Genomic DNA, 18,674 nt, shown 5'->3' on the forward strand with positions numbered 1-18,674 from the left:
GCTTTGGCTCAATGGTCAGACCAATAGACCTTCGAACCAAGTATACAACGGATGTAGTCAATTTATCGCCGACAGGCAAATACGCTGACTGGAGATACACCGTGATGCGGCAACACCCAGGTTCCCGAACATGAGCAAAGAGACCGACCGCCGCCTGTTGCTCATCGGCCAGGAAGACAACTGCCTGATCGTCTGCGCCCCGCTGGCCGCCGGTGAAACCGTGCTGGTCGAAGGCCAGAGCGTGACGTTGCCGCACGCCATTGCCATTGGTCACAAGCTGGCGCGTAGCGCGCTGCACACCGGCGACAAGGTGGTGCGTTACGGCGCCATCATCGGTAGCGCCACCCGGCCGATTGCCCAGGGCGAACATATTCACACGCACAACCTGGCCAGCGATTACCTGCCCACCTACACGCTTGAGGAAGGTCAGAGTTATGTCCACCACTGAACCCAACGCCCCTTTGCAAGGCTGGCTGCGCAGCGACGGCCGCAAGGGCATCCGCAATGTGGTGGCCGTGGCTTACCTGGTGGAATGCGCCCATTTTGTCGCCAGCGAGATCACCCGGCATTTTCGTGACCAGCCGGTGCATCTGATCGGTTTTCCGGGCTGTTATCCCAACGCCTATGCCGACAAGGTCATGCGCCAGCTGGCCACGCACCCCAATGTCGGCGCCGTGTTGCTGGTGTCGCTGGGGTGCGAGAGCTTTGACAAGCGCGGTCTGGAAAGCCATATCGCGCAGACTGATCGCCCGGTCCACACGCTTACCATTCAGGACAAAGGCGGCACCCGCAGCACCATTGCCCAGGGCGTGGAATGGGTGCAATGGGCCGTCGAGCAACTGGCAGAACAGGCGCGTGTGCCGATGCGCTGGGATGAACTGGTGGTCGCCACCATTTGCGGTGGCTCTGACGGCACCAGCGGCATCACCGCAAACCCCGCGGTCGGCCGGGCGTTTGACCGGCTGATTGATGCAGGCGCGGCCTGTATTTTTGAAGAAACCGGCGAACTGGTTGGCTGCGAATTTCACATGAAACGCCGCGCCGCCACGCCGGAACTGGGCGACGAGATCGTCCGCACCGTGGCCAAGGCCGCGCGTTACTACGCCACGCTGGGCCACGGCAGTTTTGCGCCAGGCAATGCCGATGGCGGCCTGACCACGCAAGAAGAAAAGTCTTTGGGCGCGTATGCCAAAAGCGGTGACTCAGAGATCGCCGGCCTGATCAAACCGGGCGATGTGCCCCCCACCGGCGGGCTGTATCTGCTGGATGTGGTGCCTGATGGCGAGGTGCGCTTCGGCTTTCCCAATATCTCTGACAACGCCGAGATCGTGGAGCTGATGGCTTGCGGTGCGCACGTCACCCTGTTTACTACCGGGCGCGGTTCGGTGGTGGGTTCTGCCATCGCCCCGGTCATCAAGATTTGCGCCAATCCACAGACGTATGCGCGGCTGGCGGAAGACATGGATGTGAACGCCGGCCGTTTGCTGAACGGCGAGGCCACGCTGGATGAACTGGGTGCGGAAATTGTCGGGCTGGTGCATGAGGTGGCCAACGGGGCGCCGAGCAAGTCTGAGGCACTGGGTCATCAGGAGTTTATTTTGACTTACAAGCAGTTTGAGCCGTTGGGGCCGGCGTGTTTGCCGGTGCGGGGTGTTTGACGCTGGAGGGGTTAGCGCCTGACGGCGCGGGGTTTTGCATACCCGGGGGTGCCCGGGAGCACGACACTTTTCTTTGGACCGCCAAAGAAAAGTGTCCAAAAGAAAGGCGGCCCCCGGACTTTTGCCCTCCGGGCTTCCCTCAATCCGTCGGGAGCCTGGGGTCTCCCTCCCTCAATCGGAAAAGTCCTTGAAAGGGGGAGAAAGTCAAAAGCAACTGCAACTGCAACTGCAACAGCAACAGCAACAACTGCAACTGCAACAGCAACAGCAAACGTGACTGCAACTGCAACATTGGGACTGACTGGGATGACACAAAGACTTGCGGGCAAAACGGCGTTTATCAGCGCTGCAGGCCAGGGTATGGGGCGTGCTGCGGCGTTGGCGTTTGCTGAAGAAGGTGCTCAGGTGTGGGCGACCGATATCAATGCCGAGGCGCTGGCGACGCTGGATCATCCGCGCATCCGCACCCGTGCGCTGGATGTGCGTAACAGTGCCGAGGTGGCGCTGGCGGCGGCTGATATCGGTGTGATCGATGTGTTGTTCAACTGTGCGGGCTTTGTACACAACGGCAGCATTTTGCAATGCAGTGAGGACGACTGGGATTTCAGCGTTGATCTGAATCTGAGCAGCATGTTCCGGGTTACCCGCGCGTTATTGCCGGCCATGCTGGAACACGGTGGCGGGTCGATCATCAACATGGCGTCAATGGCGTCCAGCCTGAAAGGCTTTCCCAACCGCTTTGTATACGGCACCACCAAAGCGGGCGTGATCGGGTTTACCAAGGCGGTGGCGGCGGATTTTGTAAAACAGGGGATTCGCAGCAATTGCATCTGCCCGGGGACGGTCGACACCCCTTCCCTGCGCGGCCGCATTGCCAGCGCGGCAGACCCGGTGCAGGCAGAAAAAGACTTCATCGCCCGCCAGCCCATGGGGCGGCTGGCGACGGTCGACGATATCTCCCCCTTGCTGGTGTACCTGGCCAGCGATGAATCGAAGTTTGTCACGGGCGCGGCGCTGTCAGTCGATGGCGGCGTCACGATTTGAGCGTGAGGCGTGAGGTGGGAGGAATACAGACCCGCCCCTGACCGCCGCGCGAAGGGCATTGGACATTGCAACGATAGAAGGAGCGGGCTGCAGCAGGTGAAGTGTGAAAAACAAGGCGGACCACCCTGGCATACGGGTTTTACACCTCACTCATTGCGCCTCACTCCTCACAGGGAAACCCCATGGCTTCTGTAACACTGCATCAGGTCAAGAAAAGCTACGGCGACACGGACATCATCCACGGCGTGGATCTGGCTATTGCCGATGGCGAGTTCGTGGTGCTGGTCGGGCCGTCCGGCTGCGGCAAGTCTACCTTGTTGCGCATGCTGGCCGGGCTGGAGGATATCTCTGGCGGGCAGATCCGGATTGGCAACCGCGTGGTCAACGGCTTGCCGCCGCGCGATCGTGACATCGCCATGGTGTTCCAGAACTACGCGCTTTACCCGCACATGACGGTGGGCGAGAACATGACGTTTGCGCTGCGCCTGAAAAAGCAGCCAGAAGATGAAATCCGCCGCCGGCTGGACCAGGCCGCCACCATGCTGGGACTGGCGCATTTGCTGGAACGCTTTCCGCGCCAGCTCTCCGGCGGCCAGCGCCAGCGCGTGGCAATGGGCCGGGCCATTGTGCGTGATCCGCAGGTGTTTTTGTTTGACGAGCCGTTATCGAACCTGGACGCCAAATTGCGTGTGCAGATGCGGGCGGATATCAAGGCCTTGCATCAGCAACTGAAAACCACCTCGGTCTACGTCACGCATGATCAGATCGAAGCCATGACCATGGCCGACCGCATTGTGGTGCTGCATGACGGCCTGATTGAACAAGTCGGCACGCCGCTGGCCTTGTACGACAATCCGGCCAACAAGTTTGTCGCGGGGTTTATTGGCTCGCCCGCCATGAATTTCTTGCCGGGCGCGTTGCGTCATGTTGCCGGTGGCACGGTGATTGATCTGGAAGATGGCCAGCACTGGCAAGTCAGCGCTCAGGAAGTCGGCGCGGTGGGCCAGAAAGTATGGCTGGGATTGCGGCCAGAGCATCTGCAGGTGGTGGAGGGGCATGGCCTGAATGCCACCATCCGCGTGGTCGAGCCCACCGGGGCCGATACGCATCTGATCATGAAACTGGGCCAGACCGAACTCTGCGCCACCGTGCGCGACCGTATCAACGCGCAGTCCGGCCAGACCCTGCAACTGGCGCCCATGCCGGGCAAGGCTTATCTGTTTGATCACGCCACCGAGGCGCGCATTGCGCTGACTACCCCTGCCGCCACGCCGGAGGTGGTGCAATGAAAGTGACCGACCGGCGCGTGCTGGGGCGCAGCGGCATCGAAGTCACCGCCTTTGGCCTGGGCGGCGCGCCGCTGGCCGGGCTGTATCACGATGTGAGTGAGGCCGATGCCCGCGCCGCCATTGATGGCGCCTGGGACGCTGGCCTGCGGTATTTCGATACCGCGCCCTACTACGGCTACACCAAGTCCGAACATCGCTTTGGCCAGGCGCTGCGGCAACATGCGCGCAGCGAGTTTGTCTTGTCGACCAAAGTGGGCCGCTTGTTGAAACCGGGCAACCCGCAAAGCGACGAAAACGGCTGGGTCAACCCGCTGCCGTTCGAGCCGCATTACGACTACAGCTACAGCGGCATCATGCGCTCGTATGAAGACAGCCAGCAGCGCCTGGGCATGACGCAGATCGACATCCTGCTGGTGCACGATATCGGCCGGACCACACATCATGGCGAGCACGATCACTACATCAACCAGCTTACCGCCGGTGGCGGCTTGCAGGCGCTGGATGAACTGCGCAACAGCGGACAGATCCGCGCCGTCGGGCTGGGCGTGAACGAGTGGGAAATCGTCCACGATGTCATGCAGGTGTTTGATCTGGACTGCTGCTTGCTGGCCGGCCGCTACACGCTGCTGGAGCAACAAACGCTCTCGCCGTTTCTGGACAACTGCGTGGCGCGCGGCGTGGGGATCATTCTGGGCGGGCCGTTCAACTCTGGCGTGCTGACCGGTAACCGCAAATACAACTACGCCGAGGCCCCGGCGCGCGTGCTGGAACGCGTAGCCGCGCTGCAAGCGGTGAGCGATGAATTCGGCGTGCCCTTGCCGGCCGCGGCGTTGCAGTTTCCGCTGGCACACCCGGCGGTGGCCACCTGTATTCCCGGTGGCAAAACCCTGGCGCAATTGCAGCAGAACTGCGCGTGGTTTGAACAAGCCATCCCGGCTGCGTTCTGGCAAACGCTGAAACAGCGCGGCCTGTTGCATGAAGCCGCCCCGCTGCCTGGCGAGGCCTGACCATGCGCATTGATGCCCACCAGCATTTCTGGGATCTCTCGCTGGCCGGTTACGACTGGCCCACGCCAGAGCTGACCGCCATCTACCGCAGTTTCCGGCCGCTGGACCTGCAACCCCTGCTGGCCGCCAACGGTATTGACGGCACGGTGCTGGTGCAAACACGGCCATCAGTGGTCGAGAACTTTTATCTGACCGATCTGGCCGCGCGCCACCCGTTTATCCTGGGCGTCGTGGGCTGGCTGGATCTGGCCGCGCGCGACGCCCCGATCCGTATTGCCAAATGGGCCGAACAGGACAAGTTCAAAGGCGTGCGTCCCATGCTGCAAGGGCTGGATGACGACCGCTGGATTCTCCAGAGCGGGCTGGAGCCGGCCATTCGCGCACTCATGGCGCACGGCCTGAGCTTTGACGCGCTGGTCCTGCCCCGACACCTGCCCCATCTGGCGGTGTTTGCGCAGCGCTACCCGGAACTGCCCATTGTCATTGATCACGCGGCCAAACCGGACATCGCCGCGCAAATCCTTGAGCCGTGGCGTGAAGACATTGCCGCGCTGGCCGCGCTACCCAATGTGCATTGCAAATTCTCAGGCCTCGTGACGGAGGCGGCCACCGACTGGCACACCGATCACCTGCGCCCGTATTGCGAACATCTGCTGTCCATGTTCGGCCCGCAGCGGCTGATCTGGGGCAGCGATTGGCCGGTGTTGCGTCTGGCGGGGGATTACGCCCGCTGGTGCAGCACCACGGATGAATTGCTCGCCCCGCTAGACCCGACACAGCGCGCAGCCATCCTGGGCGATAACGCCGTCGCCTTCTACCGGCTTGCCGCTGCGCAGCCGGACACCACAAAAGCATGAAGTGCACACGACTCTGGAGGCCTGAGATGAAGAACCAACCGTTTGTTGCATCGCTGACGCTGTTATCGACCCTGGCCGCAACCCTGGTCATGCCCGCTGCCTGGGCCGGCCCGTATGACGGCTATACCCTGCGCGTGAAACTGATTGGCGGCGAGCAGTACGAGCCGCTGTATTCGGTGATCCCGGAGTGGGAAAAGAAAACCGGCGCCAAAGTGCAGATCGTATCGAGCAAGAGCCATTTCGAGCTGGACCGCGAACTCAAGCAGGACATCGCGTCGGGCAAGATCGATTACTGTCTGTTCTCTAACCACACCAACTTTGCTGCGCAATACGTCACCATCACCCGCGACCTCAAACCGCTGGTGCCGGCTGATTTTGTCAGCAAGTTCTCGCCGCGCGTGATCCAGCAATCCACCATCAAGGGCAAGCTGCTGGAGATCCCGCGTCACTCTGACATCAGCGAGTTGTATTACAACAAGAAAGCGTATGACGACCCGGCCAACAAGGCCGCGTACAAGGCCAAATTCGGCAAGGATCTGGCCCCGCCGCAAACCTGGGATGAAGTCGCCCAGCAAGCGAAATTCTTTGCCAAACCGCCCAACTTTTACGGCACACAATTTGCCGGCAAAGATGAAGCGATCACCGGCCGCTTCTATGAAATGCTCGTTGCCAATGGCGGGCAGTTGTTCGACAAGAACTTCAAGCCCACCTTCAACAGCCCGGCGGGTGTGAAGTCGCTCAACTGGTTTGTTGATCTGTACAAATCCGGCGCCGTACCCAAAGGCGCGCCCAACTATGTGTGGGATGACCTGGGCAACGGCTTTGCCAGCGGCACGGTGGCGCTGGATCTGGACTGGGGCGGCTGGGCCAGCTTTTTCAACGATCCCAAGAGCAGCAAGATCGCCGGCAATGTCGGCATTGTCCGCGCGCCCAAGGGCTCGTCTGGCAAGCGCACCGGCTGGTCTGGTTCGCACTCGTTCTCTATCACCCAGTCTTGCGACAACCCCAAGGCCGCAGCTGATTTCCTGATGTTCATTACCGGCTTTGACGCCCAGATGCTGGAAGCCCGCCGTGGCCTGATGCCAACCCGGCTGGATGCCCAGCAGGCCGCCCTGGCCGAGTTCAAAGCCAAGAACGAGACCTATCTGACCGAGGTGTTCAACACCTTTGCCGCCGGCATGCGGGAAGATTCGTTCACCCCGCCGCTGATCCCGGAATGGGTTGAGGTCTCCAACAGCATCTGGCCAGAACTGCAAAAGGCGATTGTCGGCGACAAGACCAGCAAGCAGGCGCTGGACGATGCCGCGAAAAAAGTCGAGGCCTTGATGGATGACGCCGGGTATTACAAGTGAGGTGTGAGGTGTGAGGTGTGAGGTGTGAGGTGTGCCGGATTGTGCGGGCCACCTCACCTCCCGCGCCATCACTTCGTCGTTCCGGCACGACCTTGCTGACCGTACAACGCAGGATTCACGCCTTCGGTTTGATCGGGGCGACAAGATGACGAAACGGACCCAACCATGAAACTGTTGCGAAAACTCCCGCCAGAAGCGCGCCTGTTGTTACCGGCGTTTGTGGTCATCCTTGTCGTGGTGGCGGTGCCGCTGCTGTTCTCGCTGTACACCAGTTTCACCAGTTACCGCCTGGTGCGGCCAGAAACCATCTGGAACGTGGTCTGGTTCAAAAACTACATCAAGTTGTTCGGGTCGAGCGATTTCTGGTGGGCGTTTGGCCGCACGGTGCTGTTCCTGACCGTGGTACTCAACCTGGAAATGCTGTTTGGCCTGGCGCTGGCCTTGCTGGTCAACCAGGTCACGCGCGGGCAGCGCATGCTGCGCACCATCATGATGTTCCCGATGATGTTCTCGCCGGTGCTGGTGGGGTTCCAGTTCAAGTTCATGTTCAACGACAACATCGGCATCGTGAACCATATCTTGCAGAACTGGTTTGGCGTCACCCAGGCGATTCCATGGCTGGTAGAAAGCCACCTGGCGTTTTTCTCGCTGGCCTGTGCAGAAATCTGGAACAGCACCGCCGTGTTTGCCATCTTGCTGCTGGCCGGGCTGATGGCCATGCCGCAAGACCCGCTGGAAGCCGCGCGGGTAGACGGCTGCACGCCGTGGCAGGCGTTCCGGCACGTCACCCTGCCGTTCCTGATGCCGTTTGTGTATATCGCCATGACCATCCGCTCGCTGGATGTCGGGCGGGCGTTTGATATCGTCAAGATCATGACCAATGGCGGCCCGGCCGGCCGTACCGAACTGATCTGGACCCTCTCTGCCCGCGCCGGTTATGAAGACGCGCGCATGGGCTACGCCAATGCCATGTCTTATGTGGCGGTGCTGCTATCAATTGCCTTCACCGTGCATTTCTTTCGCAAGCTCAATGCCTCCCGCCAGTTCCTGAACGAAGTGGATGCCTGACATGACCCAGTCCGCCCTTACCCTTGACCGCAACCCGGCGCTGGCCCGCACGCTGGAAACCACCCCGCCCGGCGGCGCGCTGCCAGAACTCTCCGGGCTGGATGACGAACCGGTCAAGGAACCCTGGCTGCCCGCCGCGCTGCTGATGCGCTGGGGCGTCCGGGTGTGCGTGTTCATCGCCATGTGCCTGATCATGCTGCCTGGCTTGTGGGTCATGCTCAACGCGTTCCGCACCAACGTCGCCATCCTGGCGCGCGACAGCATTTTTGCGGCGACCAGCTATACGCTGGACAACTTCCGCGACGTCTTCGGCATGGGCGATACGGCGGGGATTCCGGTCAAGGCGTACTTTGTGAATTCGCTGGTGATCTCCGTCACCAGCACGGTGATCGCCATCGCCATTGGCCTGGCCGGCGGTTACGCCTTTGCCCGCTACAAGTTCCGCTTCAAGAAAACGCTGTTTGTCGGCCTGATGCTCAGCCGCGCGGTACCGGGCATTGCGCTGTCTTTGCCCGTGTTCATCATCTGGTCCTGGCTGGGGCTGATTGATACCAAGGTCGGCACCATCATTGTGTACGTCGCCATGAACGTGCCGTTCTCGGTCTGGCTGATTGACGGGTTTTTCCGGCAGATTCCCAAAGAACTGGCCGAAGCCGCCGAAATTGACGGTTGCACACGCTGGCAAGCGTTCTGGCAGGTGGAGTTTCCCATGGCCAAATCCGGCATTGCCTCTGCCGCCATCTTTGCCTTTCTGACCGCCTGGAACGAGTTCGCCCTGGCATCACAACTGACCCGCAGCACCGACACCAAAACCCTGCCGGTGGGGCTGATGGATTTCACCGCGCAATTCACCATCAACTGGGCCGGCATGTGCGCGCTGGCGGTGATCATCATCATCCCCGCGCTGATCCTGACTTTTATCGTGCAAAAGCACCTGATTGCCGGGCTGACTTTTGGCGGCGTGAAGGGGTAAGCACATGCAACGCATGGGCATGGTGATTGGCATCAAGCCGGAACTGATCGACGAATACAAACGCCTGCACGCAGCGTGCTGGCCAGAGATTCTGGCCGGTCTGGCTGCGGCCCATGTGAAGAACTACAGCATCTTTTTGCGCGAGCCGGAAAACCTGCTGTTCGGGTATTGGGAATACCACGGTGCAGACTTTGCGGCGGATATGAAATCCATTTCTGATCAGGACGTTACCCGACGCTGGTGGGCGCTGTGTTCGCCTTGCCAGGTGCCGCTGCCAAGCCGCAATCCCGGGGAGCATTGGGCGGGGATGGCGCTGGTGTTTCATATGGATTGATGCCGGTTGGCGGCATGGCGAGAAAAAGTCCGGGGCAGCTTTCTTTGGCCCACTTTTCCTGGGGCTGCCAAGGTTGCCAACCCAAAGAAAAACGGCTTGTTCCCGGCCCCGGGGTAGAAAAGCTTTTACGCGCGCCAAAGGCGCTAACAACCGTCTTTCGCAAAAAGGCAAAGCCACATCACCATGGCCAAAATCACCGCAGTCCACCTTTACCTTGTTAACCTGCCCCCCAAAACAGTCAGAACGGATGCCATCCAGTCGTTCGTGACCCAGGAAACGCCCATCGTCCGCATCGTCTGCGACGACGGTTCTGAGGGCATCGGCTACAGCTATACCATCGGCACCGGTGGTTCCTCAGTCATTGCCCTCATCAAAGACCACCTCGCCCCACAATTACCTGGCCGTGATCCGGCCTGCGTCGAGGCCATCTGGCGTGACTTGCTGTTTCATACGCATGCCACCGCCGTCGGCGCGATCACCAGCCTGGCACTGGCCGCCATCGATACCGCCTTGTGGGACTGGCGGGCCCGGCGCGCAGATTTACCGCTCTGGCAATTGCTGGGTGGGGCGCAGCCGCAAGTGCCGGTCTACACCACCGAAGGCGGCTGGTTGCAGTTACCGCAATCGGCGCTGGTAGAACAAACACTGGCCGCCCGGGCCGCCGGCTTCAAAGGCGCCAAACTGAAAGTGGGCAAACCGCATCTGGCCGAAGACGTGCGCCGCCTGCATGCCGTGCGCGAGGCGGTGGGTGATGACTTTGAATTGATGGTGGATGCCAATCAGGCCTTCAGCGTTTCTGAAGCAATGCGCCGCGCCGACGTGCTGGCGGGCGTCAATCTGGCCTGGCTGGAAGAACCCCTGCCCGCCGATAACGTCGCCGGCCACACCCAGCTGGCCGCGCACAGCCGTATTCCGATTGCGGTGGGTGAATCGCTCTACAGCCCCGGGCAGTTTGCGGATTACATCCAGCACAAGGCGTGTTCAATCATCCAGGTGGACGTTGCGCGCGTGGGCGGAATTACGCCATGGCTGAAAGTGGCGCACATGGCCGCTTGCCACAATCTGGCGGTGTGCCCGCACTTTTTGATGGAATTACACGTGAGCTTGTGTTCTGCCGTGCCCAACGCAGCGTGGCTGGAATATATTCCGCAACTTGATGACGTGACCGCCCGCCCCATCCGCATTACCGATGGCATGGCAACGCCGCCAGATGAAGCCGGTCTTGGCATCGCCTGGGACTGGCCGGTGCTGGAAAAGCGCAGCCTCTTTCGTCATACCCTTTCTTGATCCACTGGAAACAACCTCATGAAATTGCTGCGATACGGCCCCATCGGCCATGAAAAACCCGCCGCCCTGGACGCCAGCGGCCAGATCCGTGATCTGTCCATGCTGCTACCCGACATCACGGGCAAACAGCTGGATGCAGTCACGCTCAATGCGCTGGACGCCCTGGACCTGAGCCGACTGCCGGTGGTGGATCAGGGCGTGCGGATTGGCTGCCCGGTGGCGGGCGTCGGCAAGATCATTTGCGTGGGTCTGAACTATGCCGACCATGCGCGCGAATCGGGCCTGGAACCGCCACCAGAACCGGTGCTGTTCATGAAGCCGGCCAGTTCCATCGTCGGCCCTGCTGACAACGTGATCATCCCGCGTGGCTCGGTGAAAACCGACTGGGAAGTGGAACTGGGTGTGGTGATCGGCAAGGCGGCCAGTTATGTCGATGAGGCCGCGGCGCTGGATCATGTGGCAGGTTATGTGGTGATCAACGATGTGTCAGAGCGCGAGTTCCAGCTGGAGCGTGCCGGCCAGTGGGACAAGGGCAAGGGCTGCGATACGTTCTCCCCCATCGGGCCATGGCTGGTCACGCGCGATGAAGTGACCGACCCGCACCAACTGAACCTGTGGCTGGAGGTAAACGGCCGCCGCGTGCAGGACAGCAGCACCAGCCAGTTCATTTTCGGCATCCCCAAACTGGTGTCATACATCAGCCAGTTCATGACGCTTCATCCCGGGGACATCATCAGCACCGGCACCCCGCCGGGCGTGGGGCTGGGGCAGAAACCCGCACCGTGGTATCTGCAAGCCGGCGACACCATGCGCCTTGGCATTGCCGGCCTGGGCGAGCAGCAACAAACGCTGGTGGCCTGGTCGCGGGCAGACTGAGTGTCGGGCAAGCGGGGCAGCCGGTATACTGTTGGCCCGCCAGGCCGGCTATGATCGGAGCTGGCCCCCACTCCACCCTGACTGCCTGACGCCGCCCATGACCTGGACACAACTGCTTGATATCAGCCTGCACTTTGATCAGCACCTGGGCGGGCTGATTACGCAATATGGCGCGGCCGTGTATGCCTTGCTGTTTGCCATCGTGTTTTGCGAGATCGCCTTTCTGCCGCTGTTTTTCCTGCCAGGCAACCCGCTGCTCATGCTCTGCGGCGCATTCTGCGCGCGCGGGCAGTTGAGCATGCTGATCATGATCCCGCTAATGTTCTCTGCCGTTTTGCTCGGCAGCATGGTGAATTACCGTATTGGCAGAAAACTGGGTTATACCTTGCTCACCAGAGAGCGCGCCTGGCTTGATCGATCCGCCCTGCAAAAGGCACATGCCTTCTATGAAGCACGCGGCGGGGCGACGTTCCTGATCTCGCCGTTTCTGGGCATGATCCGTACGCTGGCGCCCTTCGTAGCGGGTGTAAGCGCCATGACACCACATCGTTTTGTGCTGTTTGTGGCAGCTGGCGCTGTGCTGTGGAGCTCCAGCGTTGTAACTGCAGGGTATTTCTTTGGCAACGCCCCTTTCCTGCGGGATCACATGGGTACGCTCACCCTCTTCGGCGTAGCTGTGGCCTTGTGCGCGCTGATCATCAGCAGCGGCTGGCGTTTGATCAAAACCCGTTTGCGCTGAACCAGTCAGGCAACAAAAAAGCCCGCCAGAGCGGGCTTTTTTGCGTAACCACCAATGCCCTAGCGGGCGCATTCCGTCACCGGCACCAGTTGCGGGTCTGCAGCCTTGTGCGCCGGCGCCCGGCGCAGTGTAAAGAACGCGACCAGCCCGGCGGCCAGCGTCAGAGCGGCCAGCACCAAGGTGACCAGGTGAAACGCCTCGCCATACAATCGCAGCCATTGGCCGTGCGACACACTCGGCAGCATGTGGCTGGCGCTGGCCAGATCGCCCGCCGCCAGCGCGTTGCCCAGATCCACCACCGGCAAAGCATTGCCTGCATGCTGCGTGATCACCAGTTGCAGCACCGCCGCCAGTACCGCCGCAACCACCGCCAGCGCAATGGATTCACTGGCCAGCCGCACGGTTGCAAAGAAACCGGCCGCCATACCGGCCCGCTCTTTGGGCACGACGCTGATCGCCAGGTCATCCATCAGACCCCACGGCAGGCTGGCACCAAAACCAATCAACAACAGCGGCAAGACAAAGTCAGCATGGGCCGCGCCCGGTGCCACCTGCCCCAGCCAGACAAGGCCGATGGCAGAGAAGCCAAAGCCGATCAGACACAGCGTGCTGGCGGCAATCCAGCGCGTGGCCAGCGCGCCCAGCAAGGGCACGATCAGCATGGGGGCAGAAAGCGGCACCATCATCAGCCCGGCCGTGACCGGGTTGTAGCCTTCAATGCCGATAAAGCGTACCGGCAGCATCACCAGCGGGACCACAAAACTGAATGCCGTGCCTGAGGGCAGCGCCTGCGCGCCAATAAAACGCGCGTTACGGAACAGCGACAGATCAAGCATGGAGCGCGGGTGCGTGCGCTCGACCTGGATGAACACCACCAGCGCCAGCACCGCACCACCCAGCAAGGCCAGCGTCGGCCAACTGGCCCAGCCACTTTGCGGACCTTGCAAAATGCCCAGCGTGAGCAACAACAAGGTGGCGGTAAACGTCACCGTGCCCCAGATATCCACGCCTCTGGCGTTGGGGTCACGCGACTCTTGCATGCGCGGCACGCCAAACAGCAAGACCAGCACCGACATCACCACGCAGGTGAGGAAAATCGCCCGCCAGCCAAATGCATCAATCAGAAACCCCGCCCACAGCGGCCCGACCGCCAGGCCCGCGCCAAAACTGGTGCCCAGCAGCGAATACGCATGCGTGCGCGCGGCACCATCAAATTCATGCGCCAGCGAGGCCGAGCCGCCGGCCATGGCCATGGCGGCGGCCACGCCCTGCAGCGCGCGCAGCACATTGAGCGTCAACAGATTGGGCACAAACACTTGCGCCAGCGAGATCAGCCCGAACGCCACCACGCCCAGGGTAAACATGCGCTTGCGGCCAAAGCGGTCTGCCAGTGCCCCGGCAGCCATCACTGCGCTGCCAAACGCCAGAATGAAAATGTTCACCACCCAGGCCAATGAGAGCGCGTTACCGCCCAGATCGTGGCTGATGGCCGGCAAGGCAATGCCGGGCGCGGTAAACGCCAGCGGCATCATCATGCCCGCAAGGCAGACGGCGGCCAGCACCAGCCATTTGCCATGCGGATGCGCGTGTGTCTGATTGTCCATGGGTTCTCCGGAAGACTTGAGGATGACGCCGAACCATTTGCCAGCCAGGGTTGCAAGCCGGGTTCAGCGTCGCCATAATTTTGTAGTGATCGACACAAATATAATTGCGGCATACAAATGCTGCTGTCAATCACTTTATGTATTGATCGATACAGAATTCAGGACCAACGGATATGGCAGAAAGAGGCCGACCCCGCTGCTTTGATCGTGAAGCAGCGTTGAACAAGGCAATGGACGTGTTCTGGCGCAATGGCTACGAAGGCGCCTCGCTGGCGCAACTGACCGAGGCCATGGGCATCAATTCGCCCAGCCTGTATGCCACTTTTGGCTCGAAAGAAGCGCTGTACAAAGAGGCGGTCGAACAATACGACGCCGAGATAGGGGCCGACATCAATGCCAGCCTGAGTGCGGATACCGATGTGCGCACGGCGGTTTACGAGACCATGCGCATTACCGCTGAATATTTTTCCGACCCGGAGCGACCGGCCGGCTGCATGGTGCTGTTGTCGGCGCTGAACTGTACGCCAGAGAATGCCAGCGTAGCGCAGCATATGTGCGACCTGCGCAAGCGCTCCGGCAACATCCTGCGCCAGCGCCTGCTGCGGGCGCAGGCAGCTGGAGAGATCGCCGCGACGGCCAATATCGAGCAATTGACCGCGTTTATCATGAGTGTGCGCCAGGGGATGTCGATCCAGGCGCGGGACGGGGCCGGACGTACCGCACTATTAGCGATTGCCGATGCCACGCTGGTGGCATTTGATGCGATGACCGCATCGGCAAAAGCCACCGCCCAGGACTTGCATGGCGACTGAACTGCGCGCTTAGTGCAGCAGTTTCTGGCGCATGCCGATGTCGGTCACGGTGCCATCGTCGTTCACCCGCACAAACATGCCCAAGAGGCGCTCGGCATCGGCCTTGAGTGAGGAATCCATCTGCGCCAGGTCAGTGTGGTGCAACCAGCGGATACCAAACGCAGCATCTTCACGCGCTTGTTGTACCAGATGTTCAATGATGGCAGCCGGTACACGCAGTACTTGCTTGTGAATGGCGGCGGAGTCGGTCATACGAAAACGGGTACGGGTTTGCATGGCTGGTTCCTCGTGTAGAACAATCGTTCTATACATTCTTAACCAGCATTTCCCCATGCCGCAAGCATTATTTTTGCGATTCCCGATATTTTTTCCAACATGATGATTATTAAAAGAAAATAATTTCAATAATCATCAAAAAAAGACACGACCAACGGCCAGGCCAACCGGCTCTGGCAATCAGGCCATCGGCCGATCAGTCGAACCCCCGTTCTACGGATACGGCCAGCGCAAACGCTCAGTCTGCCGGCGGCAAAGCATCGCTTGCGGCGGGGCCACGGCGCTTGAACAGCATGCGCCACAGCCGCAACACCCAGCCGGGCGCAAGGTAGATTTTGTGGCCAGGAATGGCCACCGTGACCTGCGTGCCCGCCCCGACCCGGGTCTCGATAAACAACACACCACCCAGCTTTTGCGCACGCTCCCGCATGCCGGGAATACCCCAGTGCCCCTCACGCTGGTCTTGCAGCAATTCCAGATCGGCAATGCCGCGGCCGCCATCGCGCACTTCGCAGATCAGAAAGCGGCGGCTGTATTCCAGCTGGACCTCAATGAACTGCGCGCCGGCATGGCGGGCGGCATTGACCATGGCTTCGCGCACAATGGCAAAGATTTCTGCAGCCGCCCCCTCGCGCAGCGGGCGGCGTTCGGTATTGCAGGTGACGAAGATATCAATGCCGTACTGGCGCGTCAGGTGGGTGGCCGCCTCTTTCAGGGCATGCGACAGCTCATGCTTCAGTTCACTGCCGCTGCGCAGGTCACGCACCTGGTCACGCCCCTGGCTGAGCAGTTGCTCGGCATGGTTGAGCGAGTCTTCGATCATGGCCTCGCCGCGCTGAAAGTCGGTGCGCATATAGCGCGTGGCGGTATTGACGCTGAGGATCAGCCCTTGCACGCCTTGCAACAGGGTGTCGTGCAAGGCACGGGCGATGCGTTCACGTTCCTGCACCCGCTCATGAATGCGCTCACGCATGCGGGCGGTCAGGTAGCGCACGCGCCACAGGTAAAGCAAACCGGCCAGCAGCATCAGTCCGAACACCAGCAAGGCAATAAACCAGCGGCTTTGCACAAAGGTGGGCGGGATATAAAAATCAATGCTGGCGCCAACGATGTTCCAGACGTCGTCTTCATTGGCGGCAATCACGGTAAAGCGGTAATTGCCCGGCGCCAGGTTGGTATAAAAGGCCTCGCGCCGGTTGCCCACGTCCTGCCAGGTGTTATCCACGCCGGTCAGCTGGTATTTGAAATGCATGCGCTGCGGCAAGGTCAGGCCCAGCGCGGTGAAGCTGATCTGCAGATTGCGGGTATTGCGCGGTAACGAGACATTGTCGTCGCGGTAAACCACATCGTCGGCTTTCAGGCGGGTAATCAGGACCGGCGGCATGATGCTGTTGCGGCGGATGTGGGCCGGGTCCAGCCAGCCGACGCTGTCATCGGTGGCGTACCAGATGCGGCCATCGGTGGCTTCAATCAGCGAGGACACCGGCCGCAGTTGCGCCGGCACGCCGACAAGACCGTTGCGGTAGTCAAAGCGCTCTGCCGGGACTTCGGTCAGCCCGGCGCGCAGCACTTGTTGCATGATCGTGGCATCAATGCGGTTCAGCCCGTCCACGCCATACAGCCAGAGTTCGCCATTGGCGCGCTGTACGATGCCGGATACCCCGGCAAAATTGTGGCCGTCCGCGTCACGCAGCGGCACAAACGTGCGGCCGGACAACCGCGCCACACCGGTCTCGCCACCAGCCCAGAGCACGCCGTCACGCTCGTACAGACTCAGCACATTGCCCAGGCTCAGGCCGTCGCGCGACTCGTAGTTCACCACTTTGTCGCCATCCACCATGGTGATGCGGCTTTCGCTGAAACCCAGCCATAGCCGATGCTGTGAATCCAGCAGCATGGAGGTCGGGGACAAATCCGGGATATCCAGCCGGCCGGCGCGGCGACGCCACTCGCCATCTTGCAGCAAGAACAGCCCCAGCCGGGTGATCGAGACCCAGACGCCGGTCCCGCTGGCGGCCGGCGCCATGGCCATGATGGGCTTGCCGGTCAGGTCTTTGGGCAAGGCCCAGAACTGCATTTCTGCGCCGCGCTTGCGCCAGACGCCGGTCTCCGAGCCAAACCACACCACGCCATCGGCCGCGCGCACGCTGGCGGTAATGCCGGAAAGCCCGGAATAACTGAAGTGGCCTTGCGGATCGAGTTCCATCAGCGAGGTATCGTGATCGCTGGTCACCCAGACCCGGCCATCCTCCCCCGCCGTCAGGCCGGTCTGGGTGGTGCCGGGCGGCAGGATCACCTGGGTGAGCGTGCTCAGATACATGCGATCAAGGCCACCCGTGGTGCCCACCCAGATATTGCCTTCGCGGTCTTCCAGCAGATTGCTTAACACATGCTCGCCGCTCAGACCGTTCTGCACGGTAATGCGCGCCAGCGAGTGCATGGAGTTGGGGTTGTCGACGAGTTCGATCGACCCGATGCGGTTGAGCAGCATCTGCCCGTTGCGCTGGAAATCCACCGCCAGCGGGCCGCTGTTGCTGCCAGCGGGCAACACCGGCTCAAACTGGCGGCGCAGCGGGTCACTGCGCAACAGCCCGATGGAGCGGCCGGCAATCCAGATATCGCCCATCGGGCTGATCGCCATGCTGGCATCGGGCGAGCGGTACACCGTATCAAAGCGGGTGCCGCCTGGTACGTTCACCTGAATGTCGCCATAGGCGTTGACCCAGAGCGCGCCATGCTGGTCAAAAAACATCTTGTTGGCCTGCATGCCGCCATAGCCGCCATTGGGCCAGAAATGAACCCAGTGCTGGCCATCCAGGCGGCCAATGCCGCCGTTGCCGCCCGCGTACATCTTGCCGTCCGGGCCACGGGCAAACCCGAAAATGGCGCCCGGTGGCAGGCCGTCCAGCTCGCTGAAATGGCGCACGCTTTTACCATCGAACACGCTGGCGCGGCCATATTGATAGCCGATCCACAAGGTATTGCCTTCGGCGTACAAACTGGAAATCACATTGGATTTGAGCGGATGACCACCCAGTGTGGTGATCTGCTCGAACTTGATGCCGTCAAAGCGGAACAAGCCGCTGGCCGAGCCCAGCCAGAGCCAGCCGTCTGCAGTCTGCGCAATGGCATTGATGAAACCGGGCGCGCCGTCGGCGTGTTTCCAGCCGGTGTGCTGGTACACCGTGGTCGCCAGGTAGTTGTTTTCCTGTTCCGGCAAGATGGCACTGCCCGCACAGGCCGCCAGCGCCAGGCACCAGCCGCAAAGCAGCAAACACCCATGCTGAAGCAGGCGCTGCCAGCAGGAAGATTCATCACGTCTACATCGCATCAAGTCTTCACCTGCCGCCCGGGGTGTGGGCGGATCACCTTGTCCACGGCCGGACACAGCCGGTCGGGCCAGATCCACGCGGGCAGATTGTATTGTTGTCATGTGGATTGGCAATGCATGGTGGGTACACGTCCTGCTGTACGCCCGCCCCGGCCATGCCATGGGGT

17 protein-coding genes are annotated in these 18,674 nt (G+C 61.1%); 14 read left to right on the top strand and 3 right to left on the bottom strand.

Features of this window, described 5'->3' with window-relative positions; all coding sequences use genetic code 11:
- The first annotated feature begins 130 nt into the window (after positions 1-130).
- The 13 genes from IEX57_RS06765 (at position 131) to IEX57_RS06825 (ending at position 12,484) form a co-directional block, all read left to right on the top strand.
- Entirely contained in the window at positions 131-448 is a 318-nt protein-coding gene (locus IEX57_RS06765; RefSeq protein ID WP_188703537.1) for a UxaA family hydrolase, read from the top strand.
- Positions 435-1,658 (top strand): UxaA family hydrolase, encoded by a 1,224-nt coding sequence (locus IEX57_RS06770; RefSeq protein WP_188703538.1) that lies wholly within the window; start codon positions 435-437, stop codon positions 1,656-1,658. The genes IEX57_RS06765 and IEX57_RS06770 overlap by 14 nt, the downstream gene beginning before the upstream one ends.
- A 306-nt stretch (positions 1,659-1,964) precedes the next feature.
- Positions 1,965-2,702 carry an SDR family oxidoreductase gene (locus IEX57_RS06775; protein ID WP_188703539.1) on the top strand — a complete coding sequence of 246 codons (738 nt, stop codon included), beginning with the start codon at positions 1,965-1,967 and terminating at the stop codon, positions 2,700-2,702.
- Positions 2,703-2,884: 182 nt separating this feature from the next.
- Positions 2,885-3,991, top strand: a complete 1,107-nt coding sequence (locus tag IEX57_RS06780) for an ABC transporter ATP-binding protein (RefSeq protein ID WP_188703540.1) — start codon at positions 2,885-2,887, stop codon at positions 3,989-3,991.
- Positions 3,988-4,998: an aldo/keto reductase gene (locus IEX57_RS06785; RefSeq protein WP_188703541.1), complete on the top strand. Its 1,011-nt coding sequence runs from the start codon at positions 3,988-3,990 to the stop codon at positions 4,996-4,998. The genes IEX57_RS06780 and IEX57_RS06785 overlap by 4 nt, the downstream gene beginning before the upstream one ends.
- Before the next feature lie 2 nt (positions 4,999-5,000).
- The gene (locus IEX57_RS06790; RefSeq protein ID WP_188703542.1) at positions 5,001-5,855 is read left to right on the top strand and encodes an amidohydrolase family protein; all 855 of its coding nucleotides are present in this window, start codon (positions 5,001-5,003) and stop codon (positions 5,853-5,855) included.
- Positions 5,856-5,881: 26 nt separating this feature from the next.
- A complete protein-coding gene (locus tag IEX57_RS06795) occupies positions 5,882-7,207 on the top strand; it encodes an ABC transporter substrate-binding protein (RefSeq protein WP_188703543.1) in 1,326 nt (441 codons plus the stop codon).
- A 165-nt stretch (positions 7,208-7,372) separates the two neighbouring features.
- The gene (locus IEX57_RS06800) at positions 7,373-8,275 is read left to right on the top strand and encodes a carbohydrate ABC transporter permease (RefSeq protein ID WP_188703544.1); all 903 of its coding nucleotides are present in this window, start codon (positions 7,373-7,375) and stop codon (positions 8,273-8,275) included.
- 1 nt (position 8,276) lies between these two features.
- On the top strand, positions 8,277-9,248 hold the full coding sequence (locus tag IEX57_RS06805; RefSeq protein WP_229708878.1) for a carbohydrate ABC transporter permease: 972 nt from the start codon (positions 8,277-8,279) through the stop codon (positions 9,246-9,248).
- A gap of 4 nt (positions 9,249-9,252) precedes the next feature.
- Entirely contained in the window at positions 9,253-9,582 is a 330-nt protein-coding gene (locus tag IEX57_RS06810; RefSeq protein WP_188703545.1) for an L-rhamnose mutarotase, read from the top strand.
- 183 nt (positions 9,583-9,765) lie between these two features.
- On the top strand, positions 9,766-10,869 hold the full coding sequence (locus IEX57_RS06815) for a mandelate racemase/muconate lactonizing enzyme family protein (RefSeq protein WP_188703546.1): 1,104 nt from the start codon (positions 9,766-9,768) through the stop codon (positions 10,867-10,869).
- Between the two features lie 18 nt (positions 10,870-10,887).
- Positions 10,888-11,745, top strand: coding sequence for a fumarylacetoacetate hydrolase family protein (locus tag IEX57_RS06820; RefSeq protein WP_188703547.1), 858 nt, complete (start codon positions 10,888-10,890; stop codon positions 11,743-11,745).
- Between the two features lie 97 nt (positions 11,746-11,842).
- Entirely contained in the window at positions 11,843-12,484 is a 642-nt protein-coding gene (locus IEX57_RS06825) for a VTT domain-containing protein (protein WP_188703548.1), read from the top strand.
- Between the two features lie 59 nt (positions 12,485-12,543).
- Here the strand turns inward: IEX57_RS06825 and IEX57_RS06830 are convergent, their stop codons facing one another.
- The gene (locus IEX57_RS06830) at positions 12,544-14,088 is read right to left on the bottom strand and encodes an MFS transporter (protein ID WP_188703549.1); all 1,545 of its coding nucleotides are present in this window, start codon (positions 14,086-14,088) and stop codon (positions 12,544-12,546) included.
- A gap of 173 nt (positions 14,089-14,261) precedes the next feature.
- Here IEX57_RS06830 and IEX57_RS06835 point away from each other — a divergent pair, with 173 nt between their 5' ends.
- Positions 14,262-14,900: a TetR/AcrR family transcriptional regulator gene (locus IEX57_RS06835; protein WP_188703550.1), complete on the top strand. Its 639-nt coding sequence runs from the start codon at positions 14,262-14,264 to the stop codon at positions 14,898-14,900.
- Between the two features lie 9 nt (positions 14,901-14,909).
- Here IEX57_RS06835 and IEX57_RS06840 read toward each other — a convergent pair whose 3' ends face one another.
- Both IEX57_RS06840 and IEX57_RS06845 read right to left on the bottom strand, forming a co-directional pair.
- The gene (locus tag IEX57_RS06840) at positions 14,910-15,176 is read right to left on the bottom strand and encodes a hypothetical protein (RefSeq protein WP_188703551.1); all 267 of its coding nucleotides are present in this window, start codon (positions 15,174-15,176) and stop codon (positions 14,910-14,912) included.
- Positions 15,177-15,414: 238 nt separating this feature from the next.
- Entirely contained in the window at positions 15,415-18,450 is a 3,036-nt protein-coding gene (locus tag IEX57_RS06845) for a ligand-binding sensor domain-containing protein (protein WP_188703552.1), read from the bottom strand.
- Positions 18,451-18,674 lie beyond the last annotated feature (224 nt).

Source organism: Silvimonas iriomotensis (genome assembly GCF_014645535.1).
Classification (GTDB): Bacteria; Pseudomonadota; Gammaproteobacteria; order Burkholderiales; family Chitinibacteraceae; genus Silvimonas; species Silvimonas iriomotensis.